Annotated in this window: 15 protein-coding genes; 7 read left to right on the top strand and 8 right to left on the bottom strand. The window is 70.7% G+C overall.

Translation table 11 applies throughout. The features are described 5' to 3' along the window. The first annotated feature begins 55 nt into the window (after window positions 1-55). Both ABT070_RS42420 and ABT070_RS42415 read left to right on the top strand, forming a co-directional pair. Window positions 56-1282, top strand: coding sequence for a DUF3500 domain-containing protein (locus ABT070_RS42420; RefSeq protein WP_351768326.1), 1227 nt, complete (start codon window positions 56-58; stop codon window positions 1280-1282). Beyond that, complete coding sequence (locus ABT070_RS42415; RefSeq protein WP_351768325.1) at window positions 1279-2562, top strand: HupE/UreJ family protein; 1284 nt, start codon at window positions 1279-1281, stop codon at window positions 2560-2562. Before ABT070_RS42420 ends, ABT070_RS42415 begins: the two co-directional genes overlap by 4 nt. Before the next feature lie 42 nt (window positions 2563-2604). Here ABT070_RS42415 and ABT070_RS42410 read toward each other — a convergent pair whose 3' ends face one another. The 3 genes from ABT070_RS42410 to ABT070_RS42400 form a co-directional block, all read right to left on the bottom strand. After that, entirely contained in the window at window positions 2605-3162 is a 558-nt protein-coding gene (locus ABT070_RS42410; protein WP_351768324.1) for a hypothetical protein, read from the bottom strand. Window positions 3163-3818: 656 nt separating this feature from the next. Beyond that, window positions 3819-5510, bottom strand: a complete 1692-nt coding sequence (locus ABT070_RS42405; protein WP_351768323.1) for a transglycosylase domain-containing protein — start codon at window positions 5508-5510, stop codon at window positions 3819-3821. Window positions 5511-5656: 146 nt separating this feature from the next. Then, the gene (locus ABT070_RS42400; RefSeq protein WP_351768322.1) at window positions 5657-6748 is read right to left on the bottom strand and encodes a sigma factor-like helix-turn-helix DNA-binding protein; all 1092 of its coding nucleotides are present in this window, start codon (window positions 6746-6748) and stop codon (window positions 5657-5659) included. Between the two features lie 280 nt (window positions 6749-7028). Between ABT070_RS42400 and ABT070_RS42395 the strand changes: the two genes are divergently transcribed. Continuing rightward, the gene (locus ABT070_RS42395) at window positions 7029-7568 is read left to right on the top strand and encodes a SigE family RNA polymerase sigma factor (RefSeq protein WP_351768321.1); all 540 of its coding nucleotides are present in this window, start codon (window positions 7029-7031) and stop codon (window positions 7566-7568) included. Further along, a complete protein-coding gene (locus tag ABT070_RS42390) occupies window positions 7558-8388 on the top strand; it encodes a hypothetical protein (RefSeq protein ID WP_351768320.1) in 831 nt (276 codons plus the stop codon). The genes ABT070_RS42395 and ABT070_RS42390 overlap by 11 nt, the downstream gene beginning before the upstream one ends. Before the next feature lie 29 nt (window positions 8389-8417). On the opposite strand, the gene ABT070_RS42385 is transcribed toward ABT070_RS42390, so the two are convergent. Both ABT070_RS42385 and ABT070_RS42380 read right to left on the bottom strand, forming a co-directional pair. Then, the gene (locus ABT070_RS42385; RefSeq protein WP_351768319.1) at window positions 8418-9533 is read right to left on the bottom strand and encodes an FAD-dependent oxidoreductase; all 1116 of its coding nucleotides are present in this window, start codon (window positions 9531-9533) and stop codon (window positions 8418-8420) included. A 64-nt stretch (window positions 9534-9597) separates the two neighbouring features. Continuing rightward, window positions 9598-10569 carry a Clp protease N-terminal domain-containing protein gene (locus ABT070_RS42380; RefSeq protein ID WP_351768318.1) on the bottom strand — a complete coding sequence of 324 codons (972 nt, stop codon included), beginning with the start codon at window positions 10567-10569 and terminating at the stop codon, window positions 9598-9600. 68 nt (window positions 10570-10637) lie between these two features. Here ABT070_RS42380 and ABT070_RS42375 point away from each other — a divergent pair, with 68 nt between their 5' ends. The 3 genes from ABT070_RS42375 to ABT070_RS42365 all read left to right on the top strand — a co-directional run bounded on the left by ABT070_RS42375 (window position 10638) and on the right by ABT070_RS42365 (window position 13288). Continuing rightward, window positions 10638-10997: an excisionase gene (locus ABT070_RS42375; RefSeq protein WP_351768317.1), complete on the top strand. Its 360-nt coding sequence runs from the start codon at window positions 10638-10640 to the stop codon at window positions 10995-10997. Window positions 10998-11465: 468 nt separating this feature from the next. Next, entirely contained in the window at window positions 11466-12005 is a 540-nt protein-coding gene (locus ABT070_RS42370; protein ID WP_351768316.1) for an ArsR/SmtB family transcription factor, read from the top strand. After that, window positions 12002-13288 carry an MFS transporter gene (locus ABT070_RS42365; RefSeq protein WP_351768315.1) on the top strand — a complete coding sequence of 429 codons (1287 nt, stop codon included), beginning with the start codon at window positions 12002-12004 and terminating at the stop codon, window positions 13286-13288. Before ABT070_RS42370 ends, ABT070_RS42365 begins: the two co-directional genes overlap by 4 nt. A 623-nt stretch (window positions 13289-13911) precedes the next feature. Here ABT070_RS42365 and ABT070_RS42360 read toward each other — a convergent pair. The 3 genes from ABT070_RS42360 to ABT070_RS42350 all read right to left on the bottom strand — a co-directional run bounded on the left by ABT070_RS42360 (window position 13912) and on the right by ABT070_RS42350 (window position 18711). Further along, window positions 13912-14274 (bottom strand): DUF6009 family protein, encoded by a 363-nt coding sequence (locus ABT070_RS42360; RefSeq protein ID WP_351768314.1) that lies wholly within the window; start codon window positions 14272-14274, stop codon window positions 13912-13914. A gap of 793 nt (window positions 14275-15067) precedes the next feature. Continuing rightward, on the bottom strand, window positions 15068-18331 hold the full coding sequence (locus ABT070_RS42355) for a tetratricopeptide repeat protein (protein ID WP_351768342.1): 3264 nt from the start codon (window positions 18329-18331) through the stop codon (window positions 15068-15070). Window positions 18332-18372: 41 nt separating this feature from the next. Then, window positions 18373-18711, bottom strand: a complete 339-nt coding sequence (locus tag ABT070_RS42350; RefSeq protein ID WP_351768313.1) for a trypco2 family protein — start codon at window positions 18709-18711, stop codon at window positions 18373-18375. Window positions 18712-19313 lie beyond the last annotated feature (602 nt).

Raw genomic sequence — 19313 nt, 5'->3', positions numbered from 1 at the left:
TGAGACCGCTCTCCCACGATGGAGGACTCCACCCCCCTCACGCCACAGGAGTCCCATGTCCTCCCACACCCGCCCCGTTCTGCGCCGGCCCGTGGTGCTCGCCGCGTGCCTCAGCGTCGCCCTCGGCACCGTCGGCTGGCTCGCGTTCGACCCGGGGTCCGCCTCGGCGACGGTCGCCGAGCAGGCGGTCCCGGCCTCCGCGGCCCGCACCGGAGCCGGCGGCGCCAACACCGCCCAGGTCGTGAAGGCCGTCGACGCCTTCCTCGCGACGCTGTCCGACGATCAGAAGGACGCCGTCCTCTACGACTTCGACGACGAGGCGAAGACGGCCGGCTGGTCGAACTTCCCGACGCCCGTCGTCGAGCGCAACGGTCTGAAGCTGGGCGACCTCACCGACGCGCAGGACGCGGCGGCCATGGAGGTCATGGAGGCGGCGCTCAGCAGGCAGGGCTACGAGGAGCTCGTCGAGATCCGCACGGCGGACGACTACCTCGGCTCGCTGTCGGACACGGACGACGGCTCGTCGGCCACGCCCACCGCCACGCCCACCGCCACGCCCACCGCCACGCGCACGCCCCCGTCCGGTGCGCCGACGGACGGGACCGGCGGCGGGCCGGGCGGCGGCGGAGGTGGCGGCGGCGGTGCCAACTTCGGCTCGGAGTGGTACTACATCTCCTTCTTCGGACAGCCCAGCAGGACCGGCGAGTTCACCGTCCAGTACGGCGGCCACCACGCGGCGTACAACATCACCTACGCCGGGAACAACGTGACCATGTCACCCACCCTGACCGCGGTCGAGCCGGAGGAGTTCATCTGGGACGACAAGGCCTACGCACCGCTCGCCGACAAGCGGGCCGCCACCGTCGGCGCCGTCCAGTCGCTCACCGCCGACGAACTGGCCGCCGCCGAGATCGACGGCAGCTTCGACGACCTCTACCTCGGCCCCGGCAACGACGGCCCCTTCCCGACCGACCCCGAGGGCGTCCTCGTCGGCAGCCTCACCAAGAAGCAGCAGGCGAAGGTCACCGCGATGCTGCGCACCTGGGTCGACGACCTGGACGAGAAGGCCGCGGCGCGACTCCTGGCCAAGTACGTCTCCGAGTACGACCAGACGTACATCGGGTGGAGCGGCGGAACCACCATCGACAACGACCAGACTTACGTCCGTCTCGACGGGCCGTCCGCCTGGATCGAGTTCTCCAACCAGCCCGGCGCCTCGACCGACGAGATCCACCAGCACACGATCTTCCGGGACGAGACCTCCGACTACGGCTGGGAATGACCTCCGTGCGCCGTCTTCTCTCCGCCCTGCTGCTCACGGCGTTCCTGCTGGTCGGCGGCCTCGCGTCGCCGGCCGGCGCGCACCCGATGAGCACCTCGGCCGTCCTGCTCGACATCCGTGACGACCGGGTCGAGGGCGAGGTGCAGCTGCCCGTCGACCGCCTGGCGATCGCCGTCGGCCGCGACCTCACGCGCACCGGCGTGCTCGGCGAGGACCGGTCCTTCCTCAAGCGCTACACGGCGCGGCACATCAGCGCCGTCGGCGAGGACGGCGACTCCTGGACCGTGGTGCTCGGCACGGGGTCGGTGCGGACGATCGACGGGACGGCGCACCTCGTCTACCCGCTCACCATCCGTCCGCCCGACGGCCGGGTCACGGACTTCCGGCTGCGCTACGACGTGATCGTCGAGGAACTCCTCACCCACAAGGTCATCGCCACCGTCCGGTACGACTTCGACCGCGGCATCCTCAGGACGGACGACGCCGAGACACTCGGTGTCCTCGACCGGGACACCCAGAGCCTGCGCGTCCCGGTCGACGAGGGCTCCTGGTTCAAGGGCTTCGCCACCACCGCGCGACTGGGCATCGAGCACGTCGGAGAGGGCGCCGACCATCTGCTGTTCCTGCTGATGCTGCTCATCCCCGCCCCGCTGGTGGCGGCCGGCGGCCGATGGCGCACCGCGGACACCTCGCCGCGCCGCGCTCCCGTACGCGTCGTGCACGTCGTGTCGGCGTTCGCCGTGGGCCACTCGCTCACCCTCGCCCTGGCGGCCTCGGGAGTGGTCCACGCACCGTCACGGCCGGTCGAGACGCTCATCGCCTTCTCGATCGCGGTGTCCGCGGTCCATGCGATACGGCCGCTGGTGGCGCGCGGCGAGGTGCTCATCGCCGCGGGTTTCGGGCTCGTCCACGGCCTCGCGTTCGCCTCGCTCATCGGCGACCTCGGCCTCGACCGCGGATCGCTCGTGACCACGCTGCTGGGCTTCAACCTGGGCATCGAACTGACCCAGTTGCTGGTCGTCGCCCTGATGATGCCGTCCCTGGTCGTGCTGGCCCGTACGACCGTCTACCCCGCGTTCCGCGTCGGGGTGGCGGTCATCGGGCTCGTGTTCTCGGTGTCCTGGATGCTCGAACGCGCGACGCTGACCGCCGGCGACCCGTTCGAGGGCGTCCAGACCTGGCTGGTCGGGCACCCCCTGCTGGTCGCCGGAGCGGTCGCGGCACTCGCCGCCGCCGCCCGCCTTCGCTGCGGGGCGCCCTGGACGGCGGCCGGAGAATGAGCCCCTCCCGCGTGTCGCGCCGAACGGGAGGGCCCGTCGGTCCTACGGCTCCTCGGTGATGGTGGTGGCGATGCCGTCCGTGACCACCACCGTGGCCGCCAGCTTCCCGCCCTTCGCGGCGGCCTCCAGCTTCGCCTCGGTGCACTGCGTGCCGGCCGCGCACATGGTGCCCGCCCCGATGATCTTCGTGTCCTCGGCCAGCCAGAACTGCTGCTGGGTGTCCTTGATGTCCGACACCGTGTACTTCCCCGGGGCCAGGTAGGACACCGAGCCCAGCCAGGTGCCGCTCACGCCCTCGCCCTTGCCCGCCGTGACGTCGCCCTCCCCGGTGTCCTGCGTGGGGGTGCTGTCCTGCTTCGAACCACCGGTCGACGTGGTGTCGGAGCCGCCCGCCGCAGCGCTGCTCGGCGACGAGCCGGCCGCGTCCGCCGCCGGGCTCGAGGCGGCAGCGGAGGTGCTCGCCGTAGCACTGCTCCCCGCCGAGCCGGTCGCGTCCGACGCCGAGGCCCCGTCGTCCCCCTGGCAGGCCGTCAGCGAGAACACTCCCGCCACCAGAGCCGTGGCGACGAACAAGGAGCGCACACGCGAGCGATTAGCCATGACAGAACAACCCTTCACGAACAAGACATCGGGAACGGCTAACGCGGGGCCACCTCACCACCGTCACGGCCGTGGACCGGCCGACGCTTCGCCGGGGGCCAGCATAGGGTCTCCGTCACGCCCCCACGAACCGTCACGCCGCCGTAACTCCCCTTTGAAGAAAGCCTCGTTGAGGCAACCCCGAACCCCGGTTCACCCTCCCGCAACGCGGGCCGGCACCCGCCCCCGAGGAGCCCCGGCGGCCACGCGGACGCACAGCACCCGCGTCCCGACCCGCCCCCACCCGAACAGCCGCCCTCACGACGCCGGAGAACCGCCGGTGTCCCGGGGCGGGGTTTCACAGAAGCAATCCGCCGGGAGCCGCTGTCCGCCCGCGCCGACAGCGACTCACCACCCGCGCACTGCCCTCCGCCACCCGCCGTGTCGGTCCACCGGTCGGCTCGCCACGCCGGTCCGCCGTGCCGGTTCGCCATGCGGGTCCGCCGTGTCGTTTCGCCGCGCGGGTCTGCCGTGCTGGCTCATCACGCGGGTCCACCGTGCTGGCTCGCCACGCCGGTCTGCCGTGTCGTTTCGCCGCGCGGGTCCACCGTGCCGGTTCGCCACGCCGGTCCACCGTGTCGGCTCGCCACGCCGGTCCGTCGCGTCAGCCCGTCATGTCAGTTCGCCGCGTCACCTCGCGTGTCACTCTCCGCGGCACTCTTCGGCCCGCCCTTCGTGGCAGCCGTCCAGATGTTCGCGGCCACCCTCCCCGCGAACTCGGTCGGCGCCGGTTCGTTCGGGAGCTGTGCGGGCACCGTCGTGCCCTTCTTGGCGCCTGCCCGGTCGGCGAACAGCGCCACCGTCAGGGCGAGTCGGCTGTCGTACCCGGTGGTCCACACGGTCCGCCGGGTGATCCCGCCGCCCGCCCCGGCGACGGCGAAGCCCTTCGCGTCCGCCGAGCCTGCGGCGACGGCGACGGCGGCGGGCATCGGCCCGGCCCCCGATCGCCCACCTGCCACCAGCGCCTCCTTCTCGTCCAGGACCTGCCGTGTGTCGGGACGCGCCCGGTAGACGGTGCGGCCCTCGCGTGAGATGCGGGTGACGGTGTACGGGGTGGCGTACCTGCCGTCCGCCGCCACCGTCGCGTACGCCGATGCCAGGTTCAGCGGGGTCGGCGCCGCCGTCTTCAGCAGCTTGCCCAGCGGCTCGCCCGCACGCCGCACCTCGCTGAACGGGTCCAGGGCCGTCCCCGCCTCCACCGCCCCGCTCACCGCGTCGTTGAACGACTGCCGCGCATAGTCCGAGCCCCCGTACAGCAGCCGCACCGCTCCGTCGCCGGGCACCATGCCCACGACGGCGGTGTGCACCCGCACGCCCTTGCCCCCGGGATGCTCCTGGACCAGTTGGGTGGCGCTGTCCTGCAGCGCCAGGTCGAAGGTGGTCGTCACGCTGTAGCCGCCGCTCGCGAGCCGGTCCTCGGTGATGCCGAGCCGGTCGGCGGCCTCCTTCGAGGCGACGTCGATCAGGTACTGCCGTTGCCCCTCGGTCTCGCCCGGCGGATAGAACCGGAACGCCGGGAAACGCGCCGCGGCCCGCTGCTTCGCCGTGATGCTCCCGCTCGCGGCCATCGCGTCGAGCACCCACTCCCAGCGGTTCTCCAGCTTCGCGGTCACCTTCGGATCGGAGCCCGCCTTCTCGTAGTACGAGGGGATGTTGACGATGGACGCCAGCGCGGCGCCCTGTGCGACCGTCAGGTTCTTCGCGTCCACGCCGAAGTAGTTGCGCGCGGCGGACTGGATCCCGGCGGCACCCCGCCCGAAGTACACGGTGTCGAGGTAGCCCTCGAGGATCTCGTCCTTGGTGCGGGTGCGGTCCAGCTTGATCGCGATGAGCGCCTCACGCGCCTTGCGGGCCAGCGAGTGTTCCGGGCTCAGCAGCGCGTTCTTCACGTACTGCTGGGTGATGGTGGAGCCGCCCTGCGGGTCGCCGCCCGTCAGCGTCGCCAGCATGGCCCGCGTGATGGCCCGCGGCGAGATCCCGCTGTCCGTACGGAAGGAGCGGTTCTCCGCGGCGATCACCGCCTCCTGCACATGCCGGGGGACCGCGGACAAGGGGATGTCCTGCCGGTCGACCGGTCCGCGCCGGCCCAGATAGGCGCCGTCCGCGTCGAGGAACACGGTGCTCTGGGTGACGGTCTCGGGATGCGGCTTCGGAATGGACGTCAGGTGGTACGCCACCACGGCCGCCGCGCACAGCGTCGCGAGCAGCGTGAGGAAGGCGTAGCACAGCCGGCGAAGCCGCCGGCCCCGGTTGCGCCGCAACCGGATCCGCAGCGGCGCGCGCTCGCGGTGCCGGCGCTCCGACAGCATCCCCTTCCTCGGCCGCCGTGCCCCGCGCCCCGGCCGCGACAGCCTGCCCGACCCGCCTCCGCCCTGGTTCCTCCCGGTGTTCCTGTCCCCGTCCCCGCCCTCGCCCCCGCCCTCGCCCCCGTCCCCGCTCCCGCTCCCGGTCACGTTCATATGCGCCACCACTCGCGGTCCGACCGTGCGGCGACCCTGCCCGCGGCGTCGTACACCGTGACGATCCGGTCGTCCCCGCCCAGGGAGAAGAGCGCCTCGACGTTCTTCCCGGGCAGTGGCGTGCTCGCGTACCAGATGCCCCACCCCGGACTGCCCGCCAGGACGAGGACCCTTGCGGTGATCCTGCCGCCGTCGCCGGATCTCACCTCGACGCGGCCCGGCTCGCCGCTCAGGCCGTGGAAGAGGCCCGACAGGAAGAACCCGCCCTTCACGCTGTCCATCCGCAGGGTGACGCCCGGTTCGTCGCGTGGGTGGCCGCTGTCGTCCCCGCGGAGGTTCACGGGCACCGACCAGTGCCCGCCGTCGGCCGTGAGCCACATCCGTACGCCCGCTCCGGCGGTCACCCGCTCGCCCGGCGCCACGATCCGGACCGGGCTCGTGGCCTCATGACCGCCGTCCCCCGTCCGGGCGCCGGACGTCCCGTCCTGCGCTCCGCCACCCCCGAGACGGTCGGCGGCGAGGAGGGCGACGGGTGCGAGCAGTGCCGCGCAGGCGGCCGAGGCCACGGCAAGGCGGCGTCGTCGCAGGATGCGGCCCCCTGCCTGGAGGCCGGCCAGCGGCGCCTCGGACGGGACGACGTCCCGGGCGGCACGGGTGAACACCTCGCGCAGCTGACCGGGGTCGGCGCCGGCCTCCTTCAGACCGTGTCGGGCACGGGCACGCACCGCCCCCACCGAGCAGCCCAGCAACTGGGCGATCTCCGCGTCCGCCAGCCCCTCCCAGACCCGCAGCACCACCACGGCCCGTCGGCGTGCGGCCCGCCGTCCGCGCAGCCGGCGCAGGTGGTTGCGCACCAGACAGCGCCGCACATGGAAGTCCACGTCGTTGCGCGGAACGCGTCTCCACCGCGCGCACATCCGCACCAGCGTTCTCCGCGCCAGTTCCTCCGCGGCACCGGGGTCGTCGGTGAGCAGCCGAGCGGTCACGACCAGCGGGGACCAGTGCGTCCGCGCATACGTGGCGAAGTCGTGGCCCGCGGGGAGGACGGGGAGGACGGGAAGGGGGAGTACGTCGGGGGGCGGTGGCACGTGGGCGGTCCTTCGGCTCGGGAACTCGGTCGTGGCCGGACGCATGGGGCCGTCCGTCCTGGTCGGGCAACCGTTCGGTCGTGCAAGTAGGTTGAGCAGGCAGGGAGCCGACACCGTCAGGGAAGAGGGAGCCTGGAACCCGTGTACGCCGTCTTCCTGGTGGGTTGCGCTTCGCTGGATGCGACCTACGCGACCTACGCGACCTACGCGTCCTACGCGACCTGTACGCACGGTGGAGGTGGCCAGGTTGCAAGGAAAGGCAGAGATTCCGGTGGGGGGCATGACCGAGGACGAGTTCGACGCTTTCTACGCGACCGCGTTTCCCCGGCTGACCGGACAGCTCTACGCCTTCACCGGAGACCACGGCGAGGCCCAGGACGTCGTACAGGAAGCGTTCGTACGGGCCTGGGACCGGCGACAGCAGTTCCTGTCGGACAGCGCTCCCGAGGCGTGGATCCGTACGGTGGCCATGCGGCTGGCGGTGAGCCGCTGGCGGCGCGCACGACGCTGGCTGGAACTCGTACGGCGCACTCCACCGCCCGACTCCACCCCGGGACCGGGCCCTGAGCGCACCGCCCTCGTGGCCGCCCTGCGCGAACTGCCCCCGGCCCAGCGGATGGCGATCGTGCTGCACCATTTGTGCGACCTGAGTGTGGAGCAGGTAGCCTCCGAGACCGGCGCGCCCGTGGGGACGGTCAAGGCGAGGCTGTTCCGGGGGCGGGCGGAGCTGGCGAAGCGTCTCGCGGGGGACGACGAGGCCGACGGGTGCGTCGACGAGGCCGACCGGCCGGTCCGGAAGGAGAGCCGCCGTGTCCGATGAACTTTCCGCCGCGCTACGCGAGTTGGCCGCCGCCCGGGCGACCGCTCCGGTCGTCGGCGGCCCCGCGACACGTGCCCGGGCGATGCGCCGCAGGCGCCGCCGCCGTGCCGTCGCGACCCTGGGTGCGGGGACCGCGGCCCTCGCGTTGCTCGGCTTCGCCCTGACCCTGCGTCTCGCCGACGACCCGGACCACCCGGCCGGACCCCGAACCTCCGGCGTGACAGCCTCCGTTGCGGCTCCGCCGTCGGCGGCCACCCCGGTGCCCGTGTCCGGCACGCTCGACCTGTCCGGGCGGTACCTCATGGTCGGCGGCCGCGTGATGCCGATCCTCTCGACGTTCGACCTCCTGTCCGGACCCACGAGCACGACCCCGATGACGGTGGTCGCGAAGCGGGTCCGGATAGCGCTGGCCGCCGACGTGCCCTCCAAAGGCTCCACCGTGGTGAACGTCGTGGATGCGGTCGAGCTGCGCGAAGGGGAGGGCGGCCCGCTCTACGTCGGCGCCTTCGCCTTGGACGTCGAAGCCCGGGGGGACTACGACGTCAGAGGCGGCGTGATCGCCCTCGGCCCCGAGGACGCACAGTGGTTCTTCGCCCGGATCGGCCTCGGCGACAGCATCTCGGTGACGACCGCCACGGCGCCGACGGCCACCCCCTCGGCCGCCACCACGACCCCCGGAGCCACGGCACCGACCGCCACGGCACCCGGCGCCACGGCCCCGACCGCCACGGCCCCCGGCGCCACGGCGTCCCCGTCCGGCGAGGCACCCGTCGTACCCTCCGTCCGCGCCTTGGCGCCCGCCGGAGCGGGAGTGGGTTAGGGCCGCATCCCGGTCATGTCCGGTCGCCTTCAGCCCGGTTGGAAGAACGCCAGCATTCTCCGGCTTGCGTCCGGCGACGTCAGGATTTCCTGGATGTGCGCGGACTGCCGTCCGGCGGCGCTGGTGCGTTCGAACATCTCGCGTTCGTATTCCTCGACGGCGGCGGGAAAGTCGTCCGGGTGCGCGGCCAGCGCGAGGCCGAGCAGGACGCCGTCGAGCAACGCCATGTTGGCGCCCTGCCCCACCGGCGGCATCAGATGCGCGGCATCGCCGAGCAGCGTCACGCCCGGCGTCGACGGCCAGGTCAGGCCGACCGGGAGAGTGCTGATCGACCGCGGCACCACCGTGTCGTCGCAGGCCGCGATCAGTGCGGTGAACCGTGCGTCCCAGCCGGGAAGCAGGTCGATCAGCCGCGCCCGGGCGGCGGCCGGGTCCCCGAACGGGATCCCACTGGTCGCGAACCAGTCCTCGGCGGTGTTGTAGAAGCTGAGGCCGATGCGTACGCGGCCGTCGCCGTTGCGCTGCGCCGACAGGGACCGCCCGTTGCCGAGCACCCAGTAGTTGCCGCGCCCCACCATCGCCGCGAGGTCGGGATGGGTGCGGTCGATGTCGGGAATACCGATCTCGACGGCGTTCTGGCCGGTGTGCACCGGTCGGGCGGCGGTGAGCAGCGCGCGGACCCGGGAGTCCGCGCCGTCGGCGCCGACCAGCAGGTCGTACGACGCACTGCTGCCGTCGGCGAAGTGCAGCAGGCCGTCGCCTGCGGATTCGAGCGCATGCCCCCAGCGCACCGTGTGTTCGGGCAGAGAGTCCAGCAGCAGGTTCCGCAGATCGGCGCGGTCGACCTCGGGACGTTCGAGCGGGGCGTCGTCGGGGGTGTCCTCCTGCAGCAGCAAGGTGCCGTCCGGCTCGAGGAGCCGCAGGTCCTGGCCCTCACGGCGGGCGATCGCGTGGAACCGGTCGATCAGACCGGCCTCGCGCAACGCCCGCTGTCCGGTCCCGGAGTGCACATCGAGCATGCCGCCCTGGCTGCGTGCGCCGCGCGACGCTTCCCGTTCGTACACGACGGCGTCGATGCCGTTCAGGTGCAGGACACGGGCAAGAGCCAGGCCGCCCAAGCCGGCTCCGACGACGGTGATGGTCATGGCTGCCCCCGATGTGCCGTATCGCCCGTCCCGCCGGCCGTTCCCGGACCGCTGCTCAGCCGGTTCACCGGCGGAACCGGGGCGCGAGGACCGTGCGTACGGCCTTGGCCACGTTGCTCGCGGCGGATCCGTCCTCTTCTCCGGGTTCCGGTTCCAGCACACGCTGGATCTGCAGCAGCAACTGGTTGGTCGACCGCCAGAGCGGGACGAACATGCCGGCCACCGGCCCGATGCCCTGGACCGGGCCGTCGGACAGCTCGGTGACCTTCTTGGCGAGCGTGACCGTCGTCGGGTCCCGCAGGATCAGGTGCACCTCGTCGTCGACCAGCCGGATCTCCATCCGGCGCGCGGCGGCCTCCTCCGGGTTCGCGTCCGTGGTCGTCTCCGGATCCAGTTCGTCGATCTTGGCGGCGACCGCGCCCGGGTCGACCCCGAGTTCGCGCAGCACCCTGGCCGCCATGCTGTTCTCCGCCCGCAGCATCGCCTCGAGCAGGTGATGGCTGCCGACCGGCGCGCCACCGGCCAGCGCGCTGGCGACGGACACGGTGTCCTCGGCGGCGGGTGTGCCGGCCGGCCACGGGCCCGCCGCGACGGCCTGCGATCCCTCCACCGACGCCAGCACCGCGGCACGGATCCTGCTGATCGGATCGATCCGCCCGGCGAGCACCCTCGCGCCGACGCCCTCTCCCTCGCTGACCAGGGCGAGCAGGATGTGTTCCGTACCGATGGAGGTGTGGTGCAGCTGCTGTGCCTCGCGCAGGGCGAGATCCAGCGTCTTCTTCGCGCGCGGCGCGAACGGGATGTGGCCGCTCAGCTCCTGTGTGCCGGGCTCGACCGCCGCGGCGATGTCGGCCTGCGCCGTCTCCTTGTCGTACCCGAGCCCGTGCAGCACTTTCGCCGCCACGGTGTCCGGCGCGGCGAGCAGTCCCAGCAGGATGTGCTCCGTGCCGATGTAGTCGTGCTTGAGCAGCCTCGCCTCCTCCTGAGCCGTGACGACCACCTTGCGTGCTTCGACCGTGAACCTCTCGAATGGCATGGATCCATGGTCCCAACCATGTCAATACACTGTTATTGATAAGGTCACCGTGCTGAAGGGAGGGTGTGATGGAGACACCGTCGGACTGGGAGGGCCGGCTCGCGCGCTGGCAGAGCGAGCTGGAGCTGTTCGAGCGGCTGGACGAGACACCCTGGGTCACGCTGGCCAAGGCGGAAGCCGAGACCGGCGTTTCCCGCTCGGCCCTGCGGTCCTGGTACCGCAACGGCGAGATCAAGTCCCGGCTGGTGGACGGCCCGAACGGGCCGCAGCGCCTGGTCCAGCTGGACGCGGTGATCGAGCGCGCCGCCGCCTCGCCGCGCATCCAGCGCAGGGCGGAACGAGAAGTCAGCCTCGAAGCCCAGGTGACCCTGCTACGGCACCGGGTCGACCAGCTCGAGCTGCGCCTGGCCGCGCTCGAACGGAAGTGACCGGCACCAGCACCACCGCGCCGTAGCCCCGCAACGGCGCCGCGGCAGTTCAGCGGGCCCTCACCGATCCGGTGAGGGCCTCTTCGCTCGAAGCAACTCGGCGGGTGCCCTGCTGCGGCCCGGTGTGCGACCCGAGGCGCGGCCCGGTGTGCGACCAGAGGCGCGACCCGAGGCGCGACACGCCGAGTGCCTTCCTCTCGCGGCGCTTCTGCGCTTCTGCGCTTCTGCGCTTCAGCGCTGCAGCGTTTCGGCAAGCGCCTGAGGGACCGCCGCGAACGCCGCCTCGCAGGAGGCACGGGTCCGGTCCACGCCCGCTCGATCTCCGCCAAGTGCGCGGCCGCAATCGGCATGGGGCTTTGGGCGCGGCACGCCTTCAGCTCCGGGCGCCGGCCGGTCTTGCCGGCAGATTCTGGATGTCCGCGCGAAATCCCCTTGCTCAATGGTCAAGAATCGTTGACCATTACTCGCATGCCGACCGATGAGCTCCCCGAGGCCTTCCACGTCACCACTGACGAGCAACTGCGCGCCGTCTCCAACCTCACGCGCCACCGGATCATGGCCGTGCTCCGCTTCGAGCCCGCGACGATCACGCAGATCGCCAAGCGGGTGGGCCTCGCGAAGGGGAGTTCCAGCTACCACGTGCGGCTGCTCGAACGGGCCGGCCTGGTGAAGGTGGTACGAACGCGGAAGGTCCGGGGGGTCACCGAGCGGTACTACGCCATGGCCGCGCGGTCGATCGTGCTGCCGGATCCGGGCGAGGGCGGGCCGGATGTGCTGATGCGGCACGCGGTGGCGGACCTTGAGGCAGCGCCGGCGGACGGCGAACGGCACGTACGGATGGCGCATCTTCGGCTCACCGAGGAGCAGTTCACGGAGCTGGGGGCGCGGCTGCAGGCCCTGGCGGACGAATACCGGGAGCTGTCCGATCCGTCGCTGCCGGACGCGTCACTCGTCTTCGCACTGTTCCACCCGGCGCCGCGCGAGCAGGCCGAAGGAGACGACAAGTGACCACAGACATAAGGAAGTTGCCGGCCGACTTCGGACGGCTGTGGACCGCGCAGACGGTGTCCTCGCTCGGTGACGGGGTGACACATGCAGCGCTGCCGCTGCTCGCGTTGACGCTGACACGGGATCCGATGGCGCTCGCCGTCGTCACGGCCGCCGGAACCCTGCCGTGGCTGCTCTTCGGGGTGCTCGGCGGTGCGCTGGTGGACCGCTGGGACCGCCGGCGCACGATGTGGGTCACGGACGCGGCACGTGCGGTGCTGCTCGCGATACCGGCGGCAGCGGCCGCGCTCGACGTGCTGAGCATTCCCCTGCTCGCGGCCGTCGCCTTCCTCCTCGGCCTCGGCGGACTCTTCTTCGACACGGCCGCCACGGCCTATCTGCCGGATCTGCTCGGCCGCGACCCCGCGCTCCTGGAGCGCGCCAACTCCCGCCTGCGCGGCGCCCAGACCGCCGCGTCCGGCTTTGCCGGGCCGCCCGCGGGCAGCGCCCTGCTCGCGCTCGGACGGGCGGTTCCGCTGCTCGCCGACGCGGTCTCGTTCGCGCTCTCCGCAGTGCTCGTACGGTCCCTGCCCGCCGTACCCCGGCCCGTACCGCAGGCCCGTGAGTCGCTGCTGCGGCAGGCGCGGGACGGTGCCTCGTACGTGTTCCGGGACCGGCTGCTGCTCGGGCTCGCGCTGCGTCCGGCGGTCGGGAACATCGCCTTCCTCGCCGTGGAGACCGTACTCGCCCTCTTCGCGCACGATCGTCTCGGCATCGACACCTTCGGCTTCGGCCTGCTCCTCACGGCGGAGGCCACCGGCGGCCTGCTCGGCGCGGCCATCGCCTCCTTCCTCGGCCGACGACTCGGCACCGGCACCGCGCTGACCTGCACGGCAGCGGTCGAGGGACTCGCCATCCTGGGCCTTGCCGCCGCCCCGAACCCGTACGTCGCCGGCCTCGCGCTCGCCGTCTGCGGGGCGGGCATGGGCGCCACGATGGTGCTCGGCCCCTCCCTCCGGCAGACGATCGTCCCCGCCCACCTGATGGGCCGGGTCGCCTCCACCTCCCGCATGCTCGCCATGTGCGCCGCCCCGTTCGGCGCCTTCCTCGGCGGCTGGCTGGCCACCACCTACGACGTACGCACCCCGCTCTACGCCGCCGCCGGTCTCCTCCTCACCATGACCACCGTCACCGCGACCATGACCACCAACCGCCGGGTCGAGGCAGCACTACGTGCCGCCGCCCCGGCTGCCGCTCCAGATCACCCGGAATCCCGGAATCCCGTCAAGAAGCAAGCGGTATAGGACTCCACGAGGCCACTGAGCCCCCACACGGCAGACCCAACTCGGCGTCCCTCGCCTCGACCCAGGAGCAGCGTCGGGCGCCGGCCTCCAAGCGATGCCCCGAATGGCCCACCGGGCCGACTGCGCCACCGTCGACCCTGCACCTAAGTCCGCGCCGAAGTACTCCACCTACAAGTTCAGCCGACGCTGCGAGCACGCAGGCGCCCGCGGCACCCGCAGAAGGAAAGGGGAAGGAGGGGATGGAGAGGAAGGGCAAGCACAAGGAGCAGAAGCAGGCGGAAGAGCAGGCGGCCGAGGACGGCCGGCAAGAGTCATAGCGGTTGCTGTACTCCGCTGCTGTACGCACGACAGAGGCCCATTCACGATCACGTGAATGGGCCTCTGACCAATGTCGGGGTGGCGGGATTTGAACCCACGACCTCTTCGTCCCGAATTAGGCTCTGGAAGATCGTCGACCTGAGAATCATGCCAAAGATGCAGGTCAGGGTATCGGGATGCATCGGTTTCCGGTGGTCCCCCGAGCCCTCTATCTCAAGATCTTCTCCAGGGTTTCTCCACATCGGTAGGCAAGGCTGCGGGGTGGGTTCGCTGCGCTGCCGTCCGCACACGCCATCCCTCTACGCTTAGGGCAAGGGCGCTCCCCACGCCCGTTCGGTGAGCTCACCCCAAACACCTGGGGCGACTGTTCGAGGATCGACCGCTTCGCTGGGTGCCGAGCGCTCGTACGTTCCCTCCGGCTGCTCGGACCTGTCGTACGCCTTGACCCAGAAGACCCGCCGGATGAATTTGCCGGGCACGTCTCCAGCCGGGGCGTCTGAGCGAAGCACTGCGTAGCCGACGCGTCGGCCGCTACCGCTCCACGGGACCGGACGCCGGCGAGTGGAGACAGACAACTCGACTGACTGCCGGACGTAGTCGAACCGCTCGACGTCCTCCGTCCAGACGATGCCGTCCTCATGCTCAAGAGCCCTTGGGTTCTCACCCATCGTTCCTCCCGCAGTCTTGGAGTCGGAGCCACAGTTTGGCTGCACCGAGCGGGCACACCATCTACTTCTGGCCCTTGCACGCGGCACGTCGATCGCTGGAAAGCAGTGGCGGTCGCGGATGTGGCCGGACACCTGGGTCTAGCTGGGCAGACGTAGCAAGAGCGTGGAGCCTCCTGCCCCCGCTCCTTTGGTCGTTGCAGGCCGTTGGCGACTGCCTTGGCCGCTCTTACACCGTCGAGAACGGCCCAGCTTTGGACCCGGCAGATTTACAGCGGGCTCCGACCTGCAGATTCCCGATGCTGCGCTCCGGTCGGGGGAGCATGGGGGCCTCCCCGTGACGGCCCTTGCAGTGCACGACGGCCAGCCGAGTTCCACAACTGGATTGGCTCCCACAGCAACTCGCTCAGCCCCGCGTCACCCTCGCCGACGAGGCCGAGGACACCCTGTTGACGAGCTGACCGGAAGAGCCTCAGCCCCCTGCCATGCTGACGGCCATGCCCGATGAGCACAGCGACACCGACACGACCGCCGAGCCGGGCTAGCACGCGATCGCCGAGCAAGCCGCCAGCGACGGGCCCATCCCGCCGATCACCTCCGACTGGGCTCCCGAGGTCGGCGAGTACCGGATCTCCACCGCTTGACGGCTGCTACTCGGCAGAGGCCGCCAGCTCGGGTCAGGATGGTCGACGAAGTGCGCATGCCCGGGCGTACACACGTCCCGCACTCCCTTGCGTGTACATCGACGATGAATTCTGCGAACGCTGCGGCGGCCTGGCCTAAAGGCTGTGGCGGCCTATCGGGAGACGTGCTCAGGGGGCTCCAGGCCGAGGGACTGGGCCTCGGCAATCTCTTGCGCGTAGTCACCTGGCGACTCGCTGTCTAGGCGCTGGTATAGCTCCAGGGCCGCGCTGCGGGCCGACCCGAACTCCGGGACACGGTCGAGGGCGAGCAGAATTTTGGCGCGCCTCAGATGCGCGGCGGCGAGATCCTCCGGCAGCTCCAGGGACGCCAGGACGGTTACGGCTTCGGCTGCGACCCGTTCAGCGTCCGCGGGTCTGCGCTCGAGGAGCAGGAAGCGCACCAGATTGTTCAACGCCTCCAGCAGCACCACCCCGGAATCCGGCATGTTGCCGTGCACGGAACGGAAGATTTGCGCCGCCTTGGTGTTCACGCGGATGGCCACCGCCGGCCGGGATGCGGCGCCCAGGGCGACTGCCTGTGTCAGGAAGGCAATGCCAAGCAGCGGCAAATGATCACGGCCTTCCTCGACAACAAGTCTGCGAGCCAGGGTAACGGCCTCGTCCGCGATCTCCATCGCCTCTTCGCGGGCGTCGGCCGCTCTGCTGAGTTCCGCCAGCTTCAGGAGGGTTCGCACGTAGTCCCGCTGTCGTGCGCCCGGATTGGAAGGGTCCAACTGCCGTCGGACCGACGCGGCTTCTCGGAAGGTGTCTCGTGCATCGGTGAAGTCGCCGATAGCGATCAGAATTTCCGCCAGATGGCTCAGCGAGGACTCGAGTTCGGTGAGAAAGGCATCCGGACTGTCCTCAGCCGCCGCCCGGCGGACGTGCAGTGACTCCCGGGCCGCTGTCAGCGCCGCGTCCAGGTTCCCTGCTCGGCTGTGGTGTCGCGACAGGGTGTTCAAGGACCGGGCTAGATCGGGGCCTGCTTCGGCGTTACGGGAAACCAATTCCCGGCGCATGTCGACGGAGGCCTGAGCCTTGTCCAGTGCCTCGTCGAGACGGCCGGTGGCAGCAAGGCCGTAGGAGAGGTTGTTCAGCACCCCAGCCAGAGAGACCGGACTGTCATCCGGGTCATCCTTCCGCCAGCCGGAAAGCTCCGCCAACGCCTTCTCGCCTTCTACGACGGACTCCTCGGCGCGGTCGAGTGCGTAAAGTGCTTGGGCCCTTTGGTCCAGCAACAATCCCCGGAGCCACACAGGGACGTTGGGCGCAGTGTCGAGGAGAGCCAGCGCCGATGTGGCGGTGACCAGTCCCTCCTCGCGGCGCTTGGCGGCCAGGAGCCTCGTTGTGAGGTTGAACAAGGCGCCCGCGCGCTGCACTGGGTCATCGGCAGAGCGGTCTTCGGCGATCTCCGTCAATCGACGCATCAGCCGTACGCTCCAGTCAGCCAACGCTTGAGTCAGCACAGGCGTTCTCTGCGCGAGGTCCAGCATCTGCTCGGGCAGCAGCAGCCCCTCTGCCAGGATCACGTCCAACGCACCGATCAACAGCGCCGGTTCCGCGCTACGCCTCGCCGCCGACACTAGACGGGGCGCTAGCATCCCAGGGGCGGTCCGTACGGCTGTCCGAAGGACATCCGGTAGGCCGTCCGACCAAGCCGTAGCCCTGCTCAGCACCAGCAGAGCGTTGACCATCTCCTCATCGCCCAGCTCCTCGACAAGCCGGAGGAAGATTTCGGGCTCTCCCACAACCTGGCTACCCACCAGATACTCACCCAGAGGGTCGGGCTCCAGAGTGCCCCACTGCCAGGTGTCGCCGTCGCCGGCCTGGGGGCGGGGGTACAAGTCGCGGAGCCAGTCGGCGACCGCGCGGCGGACTGCCTCCGGCTGGTCGCCGAGACGTGGCACATGCGTGAGGAGTGCATGAGCGCGGTCGCGGGGAACGGGACCGACCAGCGTGGCGGTGACAACTGCGTTACGCAGGGCAGCATCCCCCAGGCCGCTAAGCGGCGCCTTCTGAGAGGTCTTCCTCCAGTACGCGGCCTCGTGCCGGAGCAGAGTGTCCTGGGCGTCCCGCACGGTGGTTGCCGCGTGGGGTGCGAGAAGGCTCGCGAGGGCAGCCATGTGGATCTCCAGCACGGTCCGCAGCGAACGGTGCAGCTCTGTGTCTGTAGAGGTCGAGACGACTGTGGGGAAGCCGAGTTTGGCGACACCACGGGCGAGGTCGGTCACCGCCGTGCGGAACGCCTCGCGTGCGCCCATACCGAGCGACTCGGTGCCTGTGATCGACCAGTGCCGCGCACGCTCGGCGAGATCGGCTGTCTCGGGGCTGCTCTCGCGTACCTCGTCCCACCAGCGGCCCGCCGCGCGAGCGATGAGTAGCACCCGGAAGGGGATACCGCGTGGGCGGCGAACCAACTCGTTCAGCAGCGAGCGGACTTGCTCGACGCGGCTCTCCGCGTAGTCGACGACAAGTAGAACCGGGGCGGTGGTTCGGGCGAGCATGCGGTGATGGTGCGCATTCTCTTGCCGGGTCAGGTGCACGATCGCGTACCGAATTGCAGTCAGCCGGTGTCCCAGTTCACGGGCGATCCGGGACTTCCCAGCCCCGCCGACCCCGGTGAGCACGGCCAGTGATACGTCGTCGCCCTCGGTGCTCCACTCGGTCATCTCGGCGAGCAGCTCGCGGCGGCCGGAGAACCGCACAGACTCGGCCCGGGGGTGGAGTAGCGAGGCCACGGACCGGGGAACCAGCGGGGTTGCCTCCGCGCCGTCCGCGAACTCGGCGGGCTCCAGCTGTGCGCCCCATTTGGTGTGTCGATGGACCAGCTCCCGGAAACCCGCGTCGGCCAGCAGGGCATACGCGGGGACGGCCTCCAGCCTGCTGTGCGGCCAGCCCGGAAGGCTCGCCACCGCGACGCCGATGAGGACGCCGTGGCACCAGACGGCCCCGCCGGACATACCGGCCCAGGGCGACCTGTCCATCGGGCCGAGCGGCGGGTTCCCGGCCAGGTCCAGCACGTAACGGTCGGTCTCCACCGCCTCCAGCGGGTCCGCCGAGCCCCGGAACACCCCGGATCCGACCCGCCCTTCACGGCCGGCCAGCGCGGAGAACCCGAGGATGGAGACCTCGGACGGGTCCGACGTGACGAGTGTGCCCCAGCGCACGGGGTCCGGATCCGGTACGAGATCGTCGTCAGCCAGCAACAGGGCCGCATCGTACGGCCCGTCGGATCGGGCCCAGACAACCTCGCACCGGACAGGGACGCCGCGGGGGGTGCGGACGGCCGCGTGGTCCAAGGCGCCCAGGACGTGCCCGGCGGTGAGGACGAGGCGTGGGCCGAGTGCATAGCCGGAGCCCTGTCCCGCAGCCTCCACCAAGGCGACCCGCCGCCGCTCCTCCACAGTCGCCCCGGCTCTCAGCGCCCGAAGGCAGAGTCCAGCTCGCCGACCTCGGGTGGGTTGTCGTTGCTGATCAAGAGCGGGCCGCCAGAGGTGCTCTTCGGGGTGAGGACGAATTTCACGCGATGGGTGTCTTGTTTCCCCGCCTTGCCTGTGACGTCAGCCGACACCACGGCGCTGAAGATCCGGTTAATGCCGACCTTCGCCGTGGCCTCCTTCGTCAGCGTGAAGGCGAACTCCAGCTCGATCGGCCCCACCTCGAACTGAAGGCCGCTCGACGCACCCGCTGTCGCCGCGCTCAACAGCTCGTCCCGAAGCGCCTGAACTGCCTCGCCCACCCCTATGTCGCCCGCCATGACCGTCCCCCACTCTTCCCAGGACTCTTCCCGCACCGGTACACCGCTGGACACTGTACGACTAGCCGCCGGGTGCGGTTTCCCTTTCTCCTCTACCGGTAGCGCAGGACCGCACGGGATCTCATCCTCCGAACGGCGCCCCGATGATCCTGGCCGCCAACGCCAGCTGATCCCAGCGCTCGGGGATCGTGTGCCGGATCTGCCAAACGCGCTGAACAGGTGCCGCGTGCTGGCTAACCGGGCAGCCGAGGCACACGCTTCTACTCCACGAATGCGACCACCCAGGACTGCCTCCACACACTGATCTCCCCGGACGGCCGGTAGACGATGGCCGACGAGTAACTGCACGTCCGCCTTGGGACAGTGCCACTGCGAGCGAGCAAGCGTTGCAGTGGGGAGTAGTCCTCTTTCAGGGCGATCAAGGCGCGAATTGGGGTGGGCGCGGGTGTGTCAATTTAACGGCTGATCTTGGTTGTTGATGGTCAGTTGTTGCTCGGGGTCAGGCGTCCCTCGAAGGCGATCTGGAACGCGTTGAGGGGTGCTTTCCAGCGCATGGTCCACCGCCTGCGGCCCTTCCCGGTCGGGTCCAGGCTCATCAGCGC

The sequence above is a fragment of the Streptomyces sp. NPDC002884 genome (assembly GCF_040295245.1).
Lineage (GTDB): Bacteria > Actinomycetota > Actinomycetes > Streptomycetales > Streptomycetaceae > Streptomyces.
Note: the sequence above shows the minus strand (reverse complement) of the source record. Positions and strands in the feature narration are given on the sequence as shown.